The 19,570-nt window shown below is 41.9% G+C and carries 17 protein-coding genes; 13 read left to right on the top strand and 4 right to left on the bottom strand.

The genetic code is table 11. From position 1 onward, the window contains the following. Positions 1 to 205: 205 nt before the first annotated feature. Complete coding sequence (locus D0466_RS21540) at positions 206 to 3,493, bottom strand: efflux RND transporter permease subunit (protein ID WP_117324553.1); 3,288 nt, start codon at positions 3,491 to 3,493, stop codon at positions 206 to 208. Positions 3,494 to 3,648: 155 nt separating this feature from the next. Between D0466_RS21540 and D0466_RS21535 the strand changes: the two genes are divergently transcribed. Then, positions 3,649 to 4,500 carry a TetR/AcrR family transcriptional regulator gene (locus tag D0466_RS21535; RefSeq protein WP_117324552.1) on the top strand — a complete coding sequence of 284 codons (852 nt, stop codon included), beginning with the start codon at positions 3,649 to 3,651 and terminating at the stop codon, positions 4,498 to 4,500. Positions 4,501 to 4,625: 125 nt separating this feature from the next. Here the strand turns inward: D0466_RS21535 and D0466_RS21530 are convergent, their stop codons facing one another. Beyond that, complete coding sequence (locus D0466_RS21530) at positions 4,626 to 4,820, bottom strand: alpha/beta-type small acid-soluble spore protein (protein WP_117324551.1); 195 nt, start codon at positions 4,818 to 4,820, stop codon at positions 4,626 to 4,628. 390 nt (positions 4,821 to 5,210) lie between these two features. Here D0466_RS21530 and D0466_RS21525 point away from each other — a divergent pair, with 390 nt between their 5' ends. The 3 genes from D0466_RS21525 to tatC all read left to right on the top strand — a co-directional run bounded on the left by D0466_RS21525 (position 5,211) and on the right by tatC (position 8,223). After that, complete coding sequence (locus D0466_RS21525; protein WP_117324550.1) at positions 5,211 to 6,959, top strand: alkaline phosphatase D family protein; 1,749 nt, start codon at positions 5,211 to 5,213, stop codon at positions 6,957 to 6,959. A gap of 49 nt (positions 6,960 to 7,008) precedes the next feature. Further along, entirely contained in the window at positions 7,009 to 7,221 is a 213-nt protein-coding gene (locus tag D0466_RS21520) for a twin-arginine translocase TatA/TatE family subunit (RefSeq protein ID WP_117324549.1), read from the top strand. A gap of 267 nt (positions 7,222 to 7,488) precedes the next feature. Further along, the gene (gene tatC / locus D0466_RS21515; protein ID WP_117324548.1) at positions 7,489 to 8,223 is read left to right on the top strand and encodes a twin-arginine translocase subunit TatC; all 735 of its coding nucleotides are present in this window, start codon (positions 7,489 to 7,491) and stop codon (positions 8,221 to 8,223) included. Between the two features lie 85 nt (positions 8,224 to 8,308). Here the strand turns inward: tatC and D0466_RS21510 are convergent, their stop codons facing one another. Next, entirely contained in the window at positions 8,309 to 9,196 is an 888-nt protein-coding gene (locus tag D0466_RS21510) for an NAD-dependent epimerase/dehydratase family protein (RefSeq protein WP_117324547.1), read from the bottom strand. Between the two features lie 530 nt (positions 9,197 to 9,726). On the opposite strand from D0466_RS21510, the gene D0466_RS23225 reads away from it, so the two are divergent. The 4 genes from D0466_RS23225 (at position 9,727) to D0466_RS21495 (ending at position 12,888) form a co-directional block, all read left to right on the top strand. Continuing rightward, positions 9,727 to 9,810, top strand: a complete 84-nt coding sequence (locus tag D0466_RS23225; protein ID WP_233522798.1) for a hypothetical protein — start codon at positions 9,727 to 9,729, stop codon at positions 9,808 to 9,810. Positions 9,811 to 9,982: 172 nt separating this feature from the next. Then, positions 9,983 to 10,237 carry a hypothetical protein gene (locus D0466_RS23220; protein WP_233522789.1) on the top strand — a complete coding sequence of 85 codons (255 nt, stop codon included), beginning with the start codon at positions 9,983 to 9,985 and terminating at the stop codon, positions 10,235 to 10,237. A gap of 365 nt (positions 10,238 to 10,602) precedes the next feature. Further along, on the top strand, positions 10,603 to 12,000 hold the full coding sequence (locus tag D0466_RS21500) for a metallophosphoesterase (protein WP_117324546.1): 1,398 nt from the start codon (positions 10,603 to 10,605) through the stop codon (positions 11,998 to 12,000). A gap of 72 nt (positions 12,001 to 12,072) precedes the next feature. Then, positions 12,073 to 12,888, top strand: coding sequence for a uroporphyrinogen-III synthase (locus tag D0466_RS21495; protein WP_117324603.1), 816 nt, complete (start codon positions 12,073 to 12,075; stop codon positions 12,886 to 12,888). A 146-nt stretch (positions 12,889 to 13,034) separates the two neighbouring features. On the opposite strand, the gene D0466_RS21490 is transcribed toward D0466_RS21495, so the two are convergent. Continuing rightward, the gene (locus tag D0466_RS21490; protein WP_407675663.1) at positions 13,035 to 13,436 is read right to left on the bottom strand and encodes a hypothetical protein; all 402 of its coding nucleotides are present in this window, start codon (positions 13,434 to 13,436) and stop codon (positions 13,035 to 13,037) included. A gap of 695 nt (positions 13,437 to 14,131) precedes the next feature. On the opposite strand from D0466_RS21490, the gene D0466_RS21485 reads away from it, so the two are divergent. The 5 genes from D0466_RS21485 to D0466_RS21465 all read left to right on the top strand — a co-directional run bounded on the left by D0466_RS21485 (position 14,132) and on the right by D0466_RS21465 (position 18,927). Beyond that, a complete protein-coding gene (locus D0466_RS21485) occupies positions 14,132 to 14,527 on the top strand; it encodes a VOC family protein (RefSeq protein WP_117324545.1) in 396 nt (131 codons plus the stop codon). A gap of 373 nt (positions 14,528 to 14,900) precedes the next feature. Continuing rightward, the gene (locus D0466_RS21480) at positions 14,901 to 15,320 is read left to right on the top strand and encodes a MarR family winged helix-turn-helix transcriptional regulator (RefSeq protein WP_117324544.1); all 420 of its coding nucleotides are present in this window, start codon (positions 14,901 to 14,903) and stop codon (positions 15,318 to 15,320) included. Between the two features lie 297 nt (positions 15,321 to 15,617). Next, positions 15,618 to 17,084, top strand: coding sequence for an aldehyde dehydrogenase family protein (locus D0466_RS21475; protein WP_117324543.1), 1,467 nt, complete (start codon positions 15,618 to 15,620; stop codon positions 17,082 to 17,084). Between the two features lie 167 nt (positions 17,085 to 17,251). Beyond that, entirely contained in the window at positions 17,252 to 18,439 is a 1,188-nt protein-coding gene (locus D0466_RS21470; protein WP_117324542.1) for an MFS transporter, read from the top strand. 80 nt (positions 18,440 to 18,519) lie between these two features. Beyond that, on the top strand, positions 18,520 to 18,927 hold the full coding sequence (locus D0466_RS21465) for a DoxX family protein (RefSeq protein WP_117324541.1): 408 nt from the start codon (positions 18,520 to 18,522) through the stop codon (positions 18,925 to 18,927). Positions 18,928 to 19,570: the final 643 nt, after the last annotated feature.

Raw genomic sequence — 19,570 nt, 5'->3', positions numbered from 1 at the left:
GAAGACCGGCACCTGTATTTATATACCAGTCTTCAAGGATGAACAGATATGACTCAGTGTCGTGATTTATATTTTAGGGACAAATAAAAACCCGAAAAGGGGACTCATATTTCAGTCCTGCTCCTCGGGTTTTTGCTTTAATGCTTCACTGCATCGGGGGACAGACCCCCACTGCTTTAACGCATCACTGTTATGATTCTTTGGCTTATTTTCTGGATTTTCTTCTTAGTTTGCCTACAGCTTCATATACAATCGGTACCATTACCAATGTAAGAAGGGTTGAGCTCGCCAATCCTCCGATAACTGTAACGCCAAGCCCTTTGGAGATGATCCCGCTTCCTTCCAAACCTAAAGCTAACGGAATTAATGCTCCAATGGTTGCGATTGCTGTCATAAGGATTGGACGAAGGCGGGTTACACCAGCGTCAAGCAAGGCTTCGCGCGTACTCAGGCCTTCATTTTCTTTGTGAATGACACGGTCAATCAATACGATAGCGTTGGTAACTACAATTCCGATAAGCATCAATGCTCCGATCATTGCCGATAAGCTTAATGTCTCGCCGGAAATCAATAATCCTAACAGTGCTCCGATTACTGTAAACGGAAGGGAGAACAAGATCGCAAATGGAGCAAGGCCTCCTCCAAATGTAATTACGAGTACGAGATACACAATTGCAATTGCAGCTAACATGGCCAGCCCAAGCTGTGTAAAGGACTCTTGAATATCTTCCGTGACACCGCCCATGCTGACATCTACGCCAGATGGAGTATCCATTTTATCAATCTTTTTCTGCAGATCAGCAGAAATTTTTGCTACATCATCTGTTTTGAGCTCGCCGCTTACAGAAACGAATATTTTGCCGTCACGTCTGGTAACAGTATCAGACGTGGTACCTTCCTTGACATCTACTACATCTTTAATTTTGATGGAAGAGCCAAGAGGTGACTGGACGGTTTCATTTGTTAAATCATTTACTGAATCAATTGATTCTTTCTCGACTTGGACATAAACATTCAAGTCTTCTCCGTCTTTTTCGACTGTTGTCAGAACTGGGCGTTCTCTTTCAGGTGCGAGAGCCATTGCAACTTGGCCTGCTGTCAACCCTAGGTGGCTAAGTTTTTCCTGGTCAGCGACAAATGTGTATTCATCGTAGCTCTCAGCAATACTGGAATCAACCTTGGTCAGGTTTTTATTATCCTTTAAAATATCCTCCAGATCTTTAGCCACCGGTTCAATATCTTTCATGTTTTCACCGAAAACCTGCACTTGAATTTGATTGCTGGCTCCGCTTTGGCTAAAGTCTTGGGATTTCCATTCTCCGTTATCTGTGAAAGACTGCAGTTCTTTTATTACATTTTCTTTTTCTTTTTCAAAGTTTTCTGTATCGCTATCATATTCAACAAAGAACATTGCACTGTTTGTATCACCAGGCATCATTGGGTTCTCTGCTCCAAGTGAGAGCTGGACAGTTTTTACGTTTTCACGGTCTAAATAGAATTTTTCTGCTTTTGATACAACACCATCAGCCTGTTCTTCGGTAACGCCTGGTTCAGGACTAAATGTCGCAATCATCATTTTCTGTTCTTCTTCAGGAAGGAAGCTTACTCCGATGACCGGGATAAGCGCTAAGCTTCCAACCAACATTAGCACCGCTATTCCGGAAGTAATGATTTTATGATTTAGCGTCCAGTTTAGAATACGCTTATAGCCGAGCGCCAGTCTCCCAGGGCCTTTTTCATGGCTTTTCAGGTTAACACCTTTTTTAAACATGGAGTGGGCCAGCATTGGAACGATTGTGATAGCCACAAGCAGTGACGCAGCTAATGCGAAAACAATTGTCAACGCAAAAGGCATGAACAATTCACCGACCATACCGCCTACAAGGCCCAGCGGCAAGAACACAGCAACCGTAACAACGGTAGAAGACAGGATTGGAATAAACATTTCCTTAGTCGCTTCACGGATTAAGTCTCCGCCTTTTAATGTTTCATCTTTCAATGTCATCCGCCGGTAAATATTTTCGATGACAACGATCGAGTCGTCAATAACACGGCCGATAGCTACAGTCATGGCCCCCAGTGTCATCATGTTTAAGGTAATGTCCATCTGGTTTAACAAAAGAATCGCTATTAACAAAGATAGCGGGATTGATATAACGGAAATAAGAGTCGACTTAATATCCCTCAGGAATAACAGGATAATGATCATGGCAAAAACTGCACCAATTACCGCTTTACTAAGCATTGTGTTAACTGAATCTTTGATGGGTGTCGCCTGGTCGAAGGAAGTAACTACTTCCAATCCATCAATATCCTTTTCAAAATCTTTAACTGCTTCATTTACTCTTTCAGCCACATCAACAGTATTAGCATCCGAAGCTTTTACTACGGAAAGCCCGATTGATTCTTTTCCGTTTGTTCTGGATACTGATTCTGCTTTGCCGACTTCTTTAATGCTTGCAATTTCACTTAATTTAATTGTTGGAATTTGAATATTCGCAGGTGCCTGGCCCTGTGCTGGTGCTCCAGCCTGTGCCTGGCCCTGTGCTGGTGCTCCAGCCTGTGCCTGGTCCTGTGCAGGTGCTCCAGTCTGTGTCTGGCCTTGTGCAGGTGCTCCAGCCTGTGCTTCACCCTGACCAGCAGATTGCGTTTGCCCTGATTGACCTTGACTTTGCATACCAGGATTTCCGACAGGTGCCTGGCTTCCAGTTCCTGCGGCAGGTGCTTGTGCATTTGGGGCTCCTGCAGAAGGTATGACCGGAATTTCCAGGTTCTTCAGGTCTTTAATCGTTGTCACATTGCCATCGATTTGAACTGATTTTTCAGTATCTTTAAAAGTGAACAAACCAAGAGGAACAGTTACATCGGAACCTTGAATGATTCCTTTAACGGTCTCTTCACTTAGTCCCTGGTCCTTCATTTTTTTCTCATTAAAGATTAACTGGACTTCTTCGATTTGCTGTCCAGAGATTTGAACGTTTGAGACTCCCTCAATTCCTTCCAAAGCAGGTGCGATTTCATCTTCAACAGTCTTTGTGAGCGCTGCTGATGATTCTTTATCATTTGCTACACTGAGAGCCAAGATTGGGAAGGCATTAATATTGATTTTTTGAATGTCTGAATCCTGGACATTTTCAGGTAAATCAAGGTTGGAAAGGGCTTCCTCCACTTCATTTTTTGCTTCATCCATGTCTTTTTCATATTTATATTCAATCTGGACGGAAGAGGCATTTTGATAAGAAGTGGTGCTAACAACCTTGACAAGGTTCAAGTTTGATACCGCCTGTTCAATAGGCTTTGATACCTTCTCGTTTACTTCATCCGGTGTAGCGCCCGGGTAAACGGTTGTAATGCTAAGCATAGGAATGTTAATATCAGGTATACTTTCAAGTTTCATTCTTAAACCTGAATATAACCCCGCCACGACCACGATGATGGTAATAAGCCAAACAGCCAGCTTATTCTTCAAGGTGAAATTGATAATTTTATTCATTTTTATCCTCCGGTGTATTTTTTTCTATTTATTGACCAATCGGTCACAATAGTTAATAATATATCTGACCGGTTAGTCAAAGTCAATAATAAATCATTACATATAGAATTGATTAAGATTTACGCAGTAAGCAATTTATTTTGGTGGTGAACTTTTTGAAAGAAAAAGAAAAAGTGATTATGGAAGCAGCGATCAAACTTTTCGGAAAAAAAGGATATGACGCAACATCTGTTCAGGAGATTGTAAATGAAGCGGGCATTTCAAAGGGGGCCTTTTATCTTTATTATAAATCGAAGCAAGCATTGCTGCTTGCCATTTTCCAATACTACTATGACGGGTTCATAACTGAATTCGAAGATTTGAAGGGACAAGATCTACCGCCAAGGCAACTTTTCATCAAGCAAATTGAAACCCAATACAGATTTATTCTGGGCCAAAAGGAATTCCTGATTATGCAGGCCAGGGAAAGGGTTTTTAATGAATCAATAGGCCAAATGCTTAACAAGATGAGAAACGTAATTACTCAATCTCATAAACAAAGTTTGAGTGCTGTTTATGGGGCTCAGATTGAACCTTATGTTTGGGACCTCACTATGCTTGTCCAGGGAATGATGCATCCATATTTGGAACTGCTTATTTTTGATAAGATTGAAATGGATCTGTTTGACTTGGGAAAATACATTTTACAACAGACGGACCAGCTTGCAGAAGGATTTATAAATTCGGAAAGCAGCCCACTTTTGACTGAGGATATTGTGATGGATATGGAACTGCCTTTTCATAAAGTAACAATAGATAAAGGGGATTTACTGGCTGCGATACAAGAAGCTAAGGAGAAATATTCCAAATCAAAAGATCTATTGATAACAATAGAGGTACTGGAAGAGGAAATAAAGAAAGAAGAACCAAGGATACCTGTAATTGAAGGCATGCTTGCCAACTTAAAAAAGGAAAATAAGCTCAAGAGACTGCAAACCCAGATTAATGATGTATTTAATTTGCAATAAAGGGGATTTCGCTTTGTTATGTGATGCCTGGCCAGATAGTCATGCAATTAATTGTAAATAGAAAGACAAAGCATTAAAAAACAAACAAGAGACCCCAAAAGGGTCTCTTTTACTTAGAAATAACATTACAAGCCTTGTTGATTTCTAAGCTGCTGTTCTGCCAAAGCAATCATGCGCTTTGTCATTTCTCCCCCGACAGAACCGTTTGCTCGCGCGGTTGTTTCTGCACCAAGTTGAACTCCAAACTCATTGGCGATTTCTTGCTTCATCTGATCAAGCGCATTTCCAGCCCCTGGAACCAACAGTTTGTTTCTGGCCATGATACATCACTCCCGACGAAGTAATTTGGGCAATATGGCTGCCCTTTTTTAAGGTAACCTATTTAGCTATCAGCCATTCATTGCAGGTCTTTTAAGCCATGGCATTAATTTCGTTTTTCAAAGAAACATCTCTGCTTCAAGAAAATTGTTCGATTATATTAAAGGAATCGTGAAGAAAAAGAAGGAAAAAGGTCTGTCGGAATATGAGGAAATTGATAGGAAAAAACAAGCAGAATTGCAAAAAAAGTAATTTCTTCATTTTTTAGAACCTCTGGTCCTGCATTGAAATGCCTATCGCCAAATAAGCCGCTTTACACTTCTTAACACTACTTTTAAAAAGCCCATTTATACTAAAGCCGATTCAAAGATTTATTCAGGAGGGAAAAATCAATGAATAACGAGCGATCTATGGATGAGATGATCAAGAAATGGAGCGAGGAAAGCTTAGGCAGAAATATGGACCGCAGGAACTTTATCCAGGGAGCGAGTAAACTTGCCGGCCTATCGCTGGGACTTGCGATTGCTCAAACAGTGGGAAGTATTGACGCAAATGCAGCCCCGAAATTCAGTGATTATCCGTTTACACTTGGTGTTGCTTCCGGTGACCCGTTTTCAGATAGTGTTGTTTTATGGACAAGGCTTGCACCGGACCCGTTAAATGGAGGCGGTATGCCTGCTGAAGCTGTTCCGGTTAGATGGGAAATCGCAAAGGATGAGAATTTCCGCAAAATCGTACAGCGGGGTAAAGAGCTTGCTAGGCCTGAACTGGGACATAGTGTCCATGTCGAAGTAACAGGATTAAAACCGAGCCGCGTTTATTTTTACCGTTTTAAATGCGGCGGGGAAGTGAGCCAGACGGGAAGAACGAAAACACTCCCATTGCCAGGTTCAAGTGTTTCTAGTCTGAAATTTGCTTTTGCTTCCTGCCAGCAATATGAACATGGATATTACACAGCATACAAACATATGGCAAAAGAAGACCTTGATCTTGTCTTCCACCTTGGCGATTACATATATGAACATGGCCCAAATGAATATATTGTATCGACCGGCAATGTCCGCGTTCACAACAGCCCGGAAATCATCACACTTGAAGACTACCGCAATAGGTATGGCCTCTACAAATCCGATGTAAATCTTAAGGCGGCACATGCTGCGTTCCCATGGGTCGTGACATGGGATGACCATGAAGTAGAAAATAACTACGCGAATATGACTCCTGAGAAGGGCCAGTCCGTTGAAGCATTCGTAAAACGCCGGGCAGCTGCTTATCAGGCTTATTATGAACACATGCCGCTCCGGAAGTCATCGTTGCCGAAGGGCGCGGATATGCGTTTATACCGGAATTTCACATATGGGAACCTTGCCTCTTTCTTTGTCCTTGATTCCCGCCAATACCGGGATGACCAGGCAAACGGGGACATAAGTTCAGCTCAAACGCCTGAGTCCCTTGATCCGAAACGGACCCTGCTTGGACCGGAACAAGAGCAGTGGGTGAGTGAAAACCTTTCAAATTCCAATACAATATGGAATGTGCTGCCACAGCAAATTTTCTATTCCCAGAGGAATTATGGAACTCCTACTGCCCCTAAATATAGCATGGACTCCTGGGATGGCTATCCAGCCGCACGTGAACGATTTATTGAGACAGTAAAAACCAAGGGCATTGATAATCTGGTCGTATTGACCGGAGATGTCCATGCTAGCTGGGCTTCGAACTTAAAGTTTGATTTCAACGATCCAGATTCAAAAACATTCGGTGTGGAGTTTGTCGGCACATCCATCACGTCAGGTGGTAATGGCGGAGACAAGCGTGCAGATACAGACAAGATTTTAACCCAGAACCCGCATATTAAATTCTTTAATGATTACCGCGGCTATGTACGCTGCAGTGTAACACCGGAACAATGGCGTGCTGATTACCGTGTGGTTCCATTTGTGACAGAACAGGGGGCGGATATTTCTACAAGAGCATCCTTTGTTTATGATAAGGACCAAGCAGGGCTTCGGAAGGTTTCTGCCGCCAGCGTTCCGGAAGGTGTGCAAAAAACAAATGAAGTGGAAGAAGACCGTACCCGCGCCCATAATCGCGCCCATGAAAAACAGAAGCAGAAAAAGCGGGAAAAAGTCACTAATTAATGATGTGTAAGAATGATAAATTTATTAAAAAAGATAGGAGCTGGCTTACGTGCTTTCTAACATTGGGATTCCAGGGCTGATTCTTATGCTGGTGATTGCTCTGATCATTTTCGGTCCGTCGAAGCTTCCGGAAATCGGACGGGCTTTCGGTCGCACGTTATCAGAATTTAAAGGCGCTACAAAAGGCTTAGTATCCGATTCAGATCATGAAGAAGAAAAAGAGAAAAAGCCTGCGTTGGCAGCTGTAAAAAAAGAGGGATAAATTAGTGTTTTGACAAGATAGAGTGGACGGGGAAACTCGTCTGCTTCTTTTTGTAACGCTGAGTTGGCGATGTGGCCGCCATTTAAATTTATTGGGAGCGATTTAAAGGATTTTATGCTCGAAATTTTCTTCATTCTCGATAATCGGGTTTTTGGCCGGGATGCAAGATATGCCTGATCATTAAAATAGGAACCCGAACAAAGATTTTTTTGGTCCAAAAACCAGTTGCTATTGATTATGACCTTTTATACAAAAGGAGGAACGATAATGGAAGGCAAGGAATTACACGTTGTAGGGCATTTGGAGGAACTCCGGAACAGAATCATTAAAACACTGGCCGGCTTTGTTGCGTTTTTTATTGTAAGTTTTATATTTGTGGAGGATATTTACAGATTGCTCGTTAAGGATCTCGATGGCAAATTGGCGGTTCTTGGGCCCAGTGAAATTTTGTGGGTGTATATGATCCTTGCTGCTGTTTGTGCCATCGCCGCGACGATACCTCTCGCAGCATACCAGGTATGGCGGTTTGTGGCACCCGCATTGAAACCGGAAGAAAGAAAGGTAACATTCCGCTTTATCCCGGGATTGTTTTTATTATTTATCGCAGGAATCTCGTTTGGATATTTCGTGCTTTTTCCAATCGTGTTAGGCTTCCTTACTTCCCTTTCCGCCGGGCAATTCGAAACAATGTTTACAGCGGAAAAATATTTCAGGTTCATGATCAATCTCATATTGCCGTTTGGTTTTTTATTCGAAATGCCGCTCGTGGTTATGTTTTTAACACGGTTGGGAATCCTGATCCCAGCGCGGCTGGCTAAGGCACGGAAGGTTTCCTATTTTGCCTTGGTGGTCGTCTCCATCCTGATAACGCCCCCGGATTTGATTTCTGATATTCTGGTAATTGTGCCGCTGCTTGTCCTATATGAGGTTAGTGTACAACTATCTACTATTGTTTATCGGAAACGGCTCATTAGGGAGGAGGGGGCTTTGCCTGTGGCTTAGTATCGGATATGAAAGTGCTTCCAATGGGATTCAGACTCGGTCTTCAAGCTATGGGAGCCCGTCCAAAAGGGCTCCCATAGCTTTATTAGTGAGCCTTGGAATATTGGCCAGCCAATTGATCTATTAACGGAAAAAGCCACGATTCCAGTTTACGCAAATGAAAGCCGGCTGCTTTTGCCTTCGAAGGATCCATATACCAGGATCCTGATACTCCAAACGGAGAGTGATTCTCTTCAGTTACATCCGAAGTTATTTTGGCCGTTTTGTTAGTGGCGTTCTCAATGTGGTTCATCAATTGCTTAAGAGTTAGATGGCCCTCTGAACAAATATTGATGGGGCCTAAACCCGGTTGGTCTTTCAAAAAGAACAGGGCGTCAGCGGCCTCATCTGAAGAGACAAACCCCATGCTTGCTTCGATGTTAGGAAAACCAATATCTTGTTCCTTTGAGACTTTTTCAATATGAAAATGCAGACGTTTCGTATAATCGTCCAACCCAAGCACGATTGGAAAGCGCACGGCCGAAACATCCCAGCCGCTTTTTTGGAAGAAGTACGCTTCAGCCGCTCTTTTCCCTTCCCCGTAATCAAGCTCTTTGTCCTTTTCTGGAAGAGTATAATGCATTGGAGAGAAATCGTCTTCCACTTGGGCTGTCTCCGAAATGCCGTAGACAGAAAGCGTAGAGGTAAAAATAAACTTTACGACATTTTTCCCCAATCTGGTCACGGCAATCTCTGCATCGTTTTGGTTATAGCAAATATTATCATACACAGCATCCCACTGCACTGAGCTTATTTCATCCCAACGTGAATCATCCACACTGCGGTCCAACTGAACCCGCTTCACTTTGCCGCCAAAGGAATCCTGCGTTTTCCCCCTTGTGGCAATCGTTACATCACATCCGCTGTTTATGAGGCGTTCGACCAATTTGTTTCCGAAAAATCGGGTCCCGCCAAAAACTAGCACTTTTTCCATCGAGCACACCCTCCTAAACAACATCTTTTCTTCCATACCTTATTCGATAGTCGGTGGGAAGAATCCTTCAATAACAGACAGATGCAATGCCGATGGGGTTATGAAACTAGCTGGCTGGAGGTTTGGATAAATCCCAGTGATTTTGGATAAAATTAAAAGTGTTTTGACCATATTCCCATGGATTTTGCACAAATTAGCTATAGATCTGGACAGATTAGCTTGAAAGGAATTCCTTGGTTTTAATCATTTTAAACATACTTCTAACAAGGCTTTGACCTTTAAACATAAACATACAAAATTTCCTTTTTAATACCATCATATAAATAGTTGTTTTGAAGGAGGATGGTCATGTACAAAGTTGAACCCTTACCCCATGATCAAATGATTTCAGCAATCCGGGAGGGGAATCCAAAAACCCAATCACCAAAAAAAATCATCATTGCAGGTGCAGGGATGTCCGGGTTGGTTGCGGGTTCTTTATTGAAAAAAGCAGGACATTTCATGTCACGATTTTGGAAGGCAGCGACAGGGTGGGCGGTAGAGTCCTTACACTTAGATCGCCTTTTTATCACGGGGAGTATTTGGAAGCGGGAGCAATGAGGATCTGGTCATGAATTAACGTTTGAATACATTAGAAATTTCAATTTGCCGTTTAACGAATTCATTAACAGTACACCATATGATTTAGTGTATATAGACGGAATCAAAACTCGATTAAAACCTTTTTTGAAAAATCCCGATATATTTAGATTTCCGCTCAATGATTGGGAAAAAGGAAAAACGCCCGTGGAGTTGCTTAAAATTGCGACGAAGCCAATCCTGGATTTTATAAATCAAAATCCAAGCCAGATTTGGCGTACAGCCGTGAACATGTTAGATAAAGACTCTGTGGAGCATTTTTTGAGGCATAATCCGGTTGGGCCGTCTTTATCTCCCGGAGCACTGGATATGATGAAATTACTTTTGGCGTTGGAAGGATTCCCAGAACACTCCTTCCTGAGCATATACGAGAACTCCTTTATCTTTTTGATCAAAACATGAGGTTCTATGAAATTACAGGGGGCAATTGAATCCGGCATCAGGGTTGCATTAGAAGTGAATCATCTCCCGAAACATCTGTAAAAAAATTATCTTTGTTACGTTTCTTTTAAAAAAATATGAACAAAAATAGGTCAAAGGAACCCGCGATCATGAAATGTTTTCTTGGAACTCACCAATTGGCTCCTGTTTCCCTGGTTATTAAATAAGTAACTGACATTCTTCCTTTTCTCTAGTTAAAAAAGTCCTATAAACTGAATCCCATTCGCGAGGAATATTCTATTTTTCCTTTACAAACCTCAATCGTCCTTTAACAAAAGCGATTTATAATTAGAACCCGAAATGATTGTTTAGGAGGATTATAGATAATGAAGGAAAAGCAGGCACATAATATAGAAGAATCTGTAAACATGGAAAAGAAAGGAATGGACCGACGGAGCTTTTTACAGGGAAGCACTAAAATCGCCGGGCTTGCTGTTGGTTTATCCTTTGCAAATCCGCTAGGCGGACTTGATGTCGAGGCAGCATCGACAAAACTGGCAGAGAAATTCGGCCTTTCAAATGGCAACCCGGATTTGGTTTTTCCGGTCATTAGTGATGTACATATTCATAAAAACGGTACGAACGATCTGCAAAAATTCGGGAATGCCCTGCATCAATTGAATGAGCTTGTTCCTAAACAGGATGCTTTTGTTGTAGTCGGCGATTTGACTGAAAACGGATTAGCGGAGGAATACGATCGCTTCATGACCCTTATTAAGGAGAAAAAGCAGCAGAAGGCGATTTCGTTGTTTGCAATTGGAAATCACGATTATTGGAACGGGCTATCAATACCTGATGCCCAGAAACGTTTTTTGCAAAAAACGGGGATGGATTCGATTTACTACCACAAAATCATCAAGGGATACCATTTCATTATCCTTGGTACCGAAAATGGCCTAACGGAGGGCTATTACTCGAAACAACAGATTGCCTGGCTCGATGAAAAATTGAAACAGGCAAACGATGATCATCCCAAGAAGCCAATCTTTGTTTTTCACCACCAGCCTATGAAAAACACAATGTATGGCAGCGAGTGGGGATTTCAAGAGAACAGGGATTTGCTGTACAACACGTTCAAAAAATATCCCCAAGTGATCAGTTTTTCAGGCCACACCCATTATCCTTTGGATGAGCCGAGGGCCATCCACCAAAAGGATTTTACTTCAGTAGAAACAGCATCTTTAAAAGATATGTGGGTGGAGGCTGGATACATCCAAGGTGAAATGCCGCCTGGCTCTGAAACATTCAGCCAGGGCTTGATTGTGGAAGTGCATGGTGAAAAAGTAGTCATCCATCGCCGGGATTTCCGTGAAAAAAATCCTGTAGGGCAACCATGGATAATTGACCGCCCTTCGGAAAAAAGAACATTCAAATATACCGAAACAAGAGACCAAAGAAAACCTCAATTTCCGAAAGGATCTAACTTGATGGTTCTGCATTCTACCGATACGGAGATAGATATTTTGGTTCCACAGGCAGAAAATAACCTGTTGGTTCATTCCTATAAAATTATGGCAAAGAATAAATCAGGGAAAGTAGCGAAAGAAATTGACGCTTTTTCGGAGTTCTACAATAATCCCGTTCCGGATCAATTGGTTTTTTCAATCAAAGGATTACAGCCTGGAACAAACTATACGATCGAAGTGTTTGCAGTGGACTCATTTGGAAACAGGAGCATGAACCCTTTAAAAACAGAAGGACAAACAAAAATGAAACTGCTTTGATAATTAGGCATCCCAACCGGGATAGATGGTACAATGGTTGTAACCAGCCTATCGAAGGGACGGGAGATGCATTTGAAAAAGTTAGCAGGAAAACGAATCGCACTGGCAGGACAGCGCAAAAATGATGAGTTAAGCAGGCTTGTTGAAAACATGGGGGGCACCCCGCTTGTCCGCCCTGCACAGGGAACAGTATTTCTTGATGAAACCAACATCCAGTCAGACATTAAAGCATTAGTGGAAGGTGATTTTAACTGGTACATTTTTACAACAGGTGTAGGTGCTGATACCCTGTATAATATCGCCGGGAAAATGGGATTGGACCGTGAATTTATCGAAGCTTTGCGTAATGCGAAGGTGGCGGCCAGGGGTTATAAAACTGTCAATGTCCTTAAAAAGCTCGGAATTACACCTGTGGTCCGGGATGATGACGGAAGCACTGCCGGGTTGGTGAGGGAGCTTTCTGCCCATGACCTGAAAGGAAGCAGAGTGGCCCTTCAACTGCATGGAGATCCAGCCCCCAGACTGATCGGGTTCCTCGATGAACAAGGCTGTGATTATCGCGAAATCCTTCCGTATAAACATATCCCGCCACAAGCGGAGGTAATGGAGCAATTAATCTTTGAATTGCTAAATGGGGAGATTGATGCGGTCAATTTCACAAGCACGCCGCAGGCGCGTTTTTTAATGAGCTTCGCCAGGGAAAAGGGTGTCGAAGAACAAATCCTGGAAGCATTCTCTACTACTGTAGTAGCAGTTGCCGTAGGAAAAGTGACGGCCCAGGCATTAAGGGAAGAAGGAATTGAGCGGTTAGTCGTTCCTGAAAACGAACGGATGGGAAGCGCGATTGTAGCTTTAGGGCAGTACTACCAGGAGCAGCAACTGCAGTAAAAAAGCCATTCGGTTGAATAGATGTTGTTTGGATTAATTGCCTGTTTTTTCCTTAATTGGTGCCGGGTTGCGCTTGATTACTATATTGGGGCTAATACATAAGGAGCAGGAATCAACGATTCCTGCTTCTTATCTTTTATATATAATTAAAATTCACCTTCCGCTTGGGAAAATGGTATATTGAGCCTGTTTTCCACGACACGCAGTCTTTGGTTTAAGCGTTGCAGGCGGCGGGTGTGGCGTTCATCATTTTGATTCAAGCGGTTGATTTCCTGTTGGATGCGATTGATTTCTCTATTGATCCTCGTAATTTCTTGGCTAAGTCGGGTCAATTCTTGAGTTTGTCTTTCATTTTGTGCTTCAAGGGCGTTCAACCTCCTGATTATTCCTTGAAACTGAGGCTGTTGTCTGCCTGGATCGAACTCTTCTTGGTTTTGTAAATATGGGTTGAATTCTTCTTCGTTTTGAAAATAAGGATTAAATTGTTCTTCAAATTGTGAAGAAGGATCAAATTGCACATACGGATTAAATTGTTGTTCAAGTTGTATAGAAGGATCAAATTGTAGATACGGATTAAATTGTTGTTGTGACTGTCGATAGGAATTAAATGGATTTCCTTCCGGGATATAAGGGATGTAATCATCCTCCGGAATAATGTGGCCATTTTGATGCGGGGCAAATCCAGGGTGAAACATATAAGGATTCATATGGGTCAACGCTCCTCTTTCATTTTAAAGTCTTGATAAGTCCCTAATAAGGTATGTGGGCAAAGGCTATCTGGCACGGCGAAAGCCTATGATAACACTCTGAAACTCGGGGGCCATATTTTTGCAGTGTAAGAATTAATGATAAGATAAAAGATGGCATTTAAGGTATGCTCAGCCTCACTTAACATAATGAGAGAGACTGAGAAAATAAGCGTAAATCTTATTAGCAGCGGCACGGGATGTAGCCTTTAAAGTTCTCCCCTAACCACGGGGAATCACCGGCTCAATAAATTAAACAGTTATCAAAAACGGGTGTAAACGCATATCGGGTTGTCGGCCCTTATTAAATGGCGGTTGAGTATTTCGAACCGGATGGAGCTGCTCAAAACAAACGAGAAATTATGTGAAGATAATTGTCTCTTTGAAGGTTTCTCCGTCGACTTGAAGAATTCTTTTAAGAACAACTATCAAATTGAAAACACCTAGAGCAATTCACAGTGCTCGATTTATTTTTCATATAGAAGGGAATTTATCTTATGGCGAAAAAAATTGGACATATCACAATCTTAGTCCGGGACTATGACGAAGCAATCAAGTATTACACAGAAAACCTTGGTTTTGCGTTACTGTCCGACAATAATTTTGGAAATGGTATGAGATGGGTTTCAGTAGCTCCTTCAAAAGATAGCGCCACCGCAATCGTATTCGTCCAGGCAGATACAGATGAAAAAGCGGAACGGGTGGGGAGCCAGGCCGCGGATCATGTATTTTTGGTAATTGAAACAAATGATTGCCGGCGTGATTATCAGAATATGAAATCAAAGGGAGTCCAATTTTACGGGGAACCTAAAGAAGTGCCCTGGGGGATTGAGGTCGTTTTTGAGGACTTGTATGGCAATCGATTTGACTTGCTGCAGCATAATGGATTATAGGAAAAACCGCTCAACTTTGGATGTTTTTTTCCATGGAAAATTTAATACTTCGAAAATGGTTCCAGATGACTTAATGGGGAAGGTTCTTTCTGTCCGTTTATTTATCATTAGGGATCGATGCCTCTTGGTGTTTTAACAGGCGGGTTGTTGAGGAAGCATGGGGAGTAAGGCCGTTATTATACTGATTGGCATGTTCATTTGTACGGTGTCTATAGCGGGCATTCTTTTTCCGTATTTTAAGTTCAAGGACGAAAGCCTTAATCAGAATGTTTCTATGTAAATAGGATGGCAGGGTCAGATAGGAATAGAGAAGCGCGAGTATTACCATTAGATTAAGCGAAAGCAAACCAAAGGAAGTCGCAGGTGAAAAACAATGAAGTTTAATGACTACATAAGTATCATCATTCACCAAACGGATTTGGCCCTGACAGGCCATATTAAGAGTAAATTGGACGCGCTGAACATTGCCCCTGAACAAAATTTGATCATGCTGCTCTTATGGGAACAAGATGGACTCAGCCAAAATGAAATTGCTGAAAAGCTTGATAAAGATAAAACGAATATCGCCCGGATGTTGTTTAATTTAGAAAAGAAAGGATTCATCAGAAGGGACATTAGCCAAAGTGACCGCCGATCATTAAGGGTGTACCTCACAGATAAAGGACAGGAACTAGGGAAACAGGTCGTACCGATAACAGAAGAATTTAACCGGATTGTTTGCCAGGGGATAACCGAGGATGAGTTATATGTAGTTAGAGGAATTCTTGGGAAAATGCGCCGGAATGTAGAATGAGAAATGCTTCCCGTGTGAAAAAGAAAGGTGCCCGACTCAGAAACAATCCGTCATTTAGCATGATGATAAGCAATTTACTTGAAAGTGTTTATTTCCGGGAGTAAGATAGGACACATCAAGCAGCTGGAAAAATGGAACTGCTTGATGGTAGAGCACCGAATTATGCTAATTTTATCGGAATAAAGAGGAGATGAAGAGGTATTGGTGCAAAATAGTTGCTATAGCAACATTATGAAATAAAGGTATCGGCAACGGAGGTATTTTTCGTATTCAATTTCAAGAAAAGGGGTAATTTCTGTGGAGAATTTCAAAAACTTTGCTAAACAATATATAAACGGGGAATGGGTGGAAGGGAACGGACAAAACTTCATTGATGTTTTAAACCCATTCGATAATTCCAAACTATATTCAGTTAAGACAGTCACAACCGCGGATATCGACAAAGCAATGTCATCTGCGGAAGCTGCACAAAAAAACTGGGCGAAAACAAGCCCTGAAGAAAGAATACAAGTTTTAAGGAAGGTTATGGACTATCTAAAAAATCATCAGGATGAAATCATTGATATCTATACTTCCGAAACGGGCGGAACGATCCTTGCGGCAAATATTGCCCTGCAAATAACCTATGAAGAGCTGGAAGAATCCATAAAAATGGCTGACGAAGTAAACTTGGTCAAAGATATCCCGGCTTACACCGAGGGTAAGGTGAACCATATTTACCGTGTGCCTCTTGGAGTCATTACATCCATTTCTCCTTTTAATTTTCCGATGAATTTGTCGATCAGAACGATTGCACCGGCCATTGCCCTTGGAAATGCTGTTGTTCATAAGCCTGATGTGGCAACTGGGATAACAGGAGGGGTCATTTTAACGAGAGCATTCGAAGAGGCAGGCCTTCCTGCCGGTGTTTTGAACCTTTTATTGACAGACCCAAAAACGGATGGAACCGGGGACTATCTTCTTGAGCATCCGATTCCAAGATTTATTTCCTTTACCGGATCCACTGGTGTTGGAAGGCATGTAGGGGAGATTGCCGGAAGAAACCTGAAAAAGGTAGCCTTGGAGCTTGGGGGCAATAATCCATTTGTGGTTTTATCCGATGCAGATGTAGAAAGGGCCGTGGATGCCGCCATCTTTGGGAAATTCGTCCACCAGGGACAAATCTGCATGATTGTTAACCGTATAATCGTACACAAAAATCTGGCAGAAGAATTTACAAATAAATTCGTAGAACGTGCGAAAGCACTTCCTTATGGAGATCCCAAAAATCCAGACACTGTTGTTGGGCCGTTGATTAACGAACGCCAGCTTCAAAAAGCTCAGGCTGTTATTGAGGAAGCTAAGAAAGCCGGAGTGAAACTTGCACTTGAAGGAAAAAGGGAAGGAAATGTTTTGACACCATATGTTTTTGTGGGCGTACAGAATGATTCTGAATTGGCACAAACTGAACTGTTTTCGCCAATCGCCATGATTATCACAGCCGATAGTGATGATGAAGCTATAAAAATGGCATCAGAAACAGAGTATGGATTGACTTCGACCATTTTCAGCAAAGACTTAGAAAAAGCGGAACGCTATGCCCTTCAAATTGATAGTGGAAGCACTCACGTGAATGACCAATCGGTAAATGCACAGCCTGATATTCCATTCGGGGGAAATAAAGCATCTGGTGTAGGCCGGTATGGTAATCCATGGCTGGTAGAAGAATTTACAACAACGAAATGGGTATCTGTGCAAAAAGTATACCGTGAATATCCTTTTTAAGATAAGTATAGGTTGAAAGCTTTTACCTGATTTTAAAATTGCCAAGGCTTTTTCCTGTTTGCAGGATAAAGCCTTGCTATTTGGCTTGATAAGTGAGAAAAATAGTTGACTTATGGTAAAATGGGTAAGTTGCAATTCTAATCAGGTAAAAAGAAAGAAGAGATAAAATGGCAAAGCCAAAATTATGGACGAAAAATTTCTTAAGCGTGTCACTCGCCAGTTTTTTTATTTTTCTTGTATTTTATATGCTAATGGTTACCCTTCCGATTTATATTTCGGATGAGCTGAACGGGAATGGAAATGCTATTGGTCTAAATACGGCTATATTTGTTCTTTCAGCCATCATTTTTCGTCCGTTTGCAGGACAATGGCTGGAATCGGCAGGCCAGAAAAAGATTTTGTTGGTCGGCGCCTCGGTTTTCTTGGCAGCCTCCCTTTTGTACATAGGCACTAAGTCTGTTTTACTGCTGTTAATTCTGCGTTTTTTTCATGGCATTGGTTTTGGGATTGCCACAACAGCAACGGGGGGAATAATAGCGAATGTTATACCTGATGAACGGCGCGGCGAGGGGATGGGCTATTATTCGACGTTCATGAATCTCGCGATGGTCATAGGCCCGTTTTTAGGCCTATCGGTCACCCATGGCGGCAATTATTATCTATTGTTTATCTTGTCCATCCTTTTTGCTGTCCTCGCATTAGTCTGTTGCATTACACTTACACTGCCGGAAGAGAAAATGGGCAGGCGGGCAACGGCAGGTTTCCGGTTTAACGATTTGTTTGAGAAATCAGCAATGCCGATTGCCATCACCGGTTTTGCGTTATCCATTGTATATTCGGCTGTCCTATCGTTTATTTCCATCTATGCGCGGGAGCTGAATTATCAGGAGGCAGCCAGTTTCTTTTTTGTGGTATATGCAGTTTGTCTTCTTCTCTCCCGTCCTTTTACCGGAAAATGGTTTGACCAGTATGGGGCAAATGTTGTCGTCTATCCTTCCATATTTCTTTTTGGATTAGGGATATTGTTGCTGAGCCAGGCATCATCCAGTTTGATGTTTCTAGTGGCCGGGGGGATTATAGGGGTCGGGTTTGGAACGCTAATGTCTTCTTTCCAATCTATAGCGATCCAATCCGCTGCTCCAAATAGGAGAGGCCTTGCAATGGCCACCTATTTCGTATTATTTGATTTAGGGGTTGCGGCCGGTTCTTTCTTGTTGGGGATATTAGCTGCTTATATAGGGTATGGCACCGTTTATTTGGTAAGCTCCCTGATTGTCTTCTTATCGATTGGGCTTTATTATTTGCTGCAAGGCAGAAAAATGAGGAACAATGTACTGCATGCAAAGGGAAAGTAAATCGGCTACGCTTCTTGAATAGAGGCTGCCGTTTTAGGGGAAAATTAATAAGTATTTATTTGTCATTAGGAGAGATTTTTATGGAAGATGTTGGATTTTTAATAATCCGGTTTATTGTCGGGTTGTACTTTGCTGCCCATGGCGCCCAAAAAGCATTTGGATGGTTTGGGGGAGGCGGCCCTGAAGGCACAGGCAGCTTCTTTGAGCAAATCGGGATAAAGCCGGGCAAACCGATGGCCCTTTTGGCTGGTTTAGGCGAATTCGTTGGTGGGATTTTGTTTTTACTTGGATTTCTCACACCTTTGGCATCACTTTTAATCATAATACCGATGATTGTGGCGATTATTACTGTTCATGGGAAAAATGGCTGGTTTTCCGATAAGGGCGGCATCGAGTATAATGTCGTACTGATATCGGTTGCTTTAGGAATCATGTTGACCGGTCCCGGAGAAATATCTTTAGATGCCGTATGGGACCTTTTTTACTAAAGAAAACTTATCTTTCTTGTATCAGTAACTAAATGTAACTCACTGTGTTGACGGCCTTTTTCAAGGGTCGTTTTTTTGTTCCTACATTTGTTTTAACGCTGGACATAGTGTTGATCTTTTATGTGTTTTATTGAAACTGGAACAGACTTTCATTATACATCCTTTTTCACTTTGTTGAATCTTCCTACGGGGTAAAAAAATGATCCGAATAAATTGTTGACATACTTCAAGACAGCTATTATGATAGATAAGTCGCTTAAGTTGATGCGGCAAAATGAAATAATGCAAAACAGCGATGGTTATAGTTTTAAAAAAACTAATTGACTTCTTTTTTGAAAAGGAGTATACTTAAAAAAGTCACCGGGAAACATAGTGACTTGAATTAAATTGGAAACTTCGTAGAAGTTGACAACTAATTTATGCTGTGATATATTAATAAAGTCGCTTCTGTTGGAAACGACAAAAGAAATTGCTCTTTGAAAACTGAACAAAACAAAGCGCCAACGTTAATTATTTTGTCAGCACAGACTATAAGGATGAATCATCGACTAAGTTCGTCACGTCCTGTGACAACGTCGATGCCAGCACATCCATGTGCAAATGAGCTATTCAAACATTTCTTCGGAGAGTTTGATCCTGGCTC

The sequence above is a fragment of the Peribacillus glennii genome, assembly GCF_003429105.1.
In the GTDB taxonomy this organism is placed as follows: domain Bacteria; phylum Bacillota; class Bacilli; order Bacillales; family DSM-1321; genus Peribacillus; species Peribacillus glennii.
This window is presented reverse-complemented; position numbering and strand designations above follow the sequence as displayed.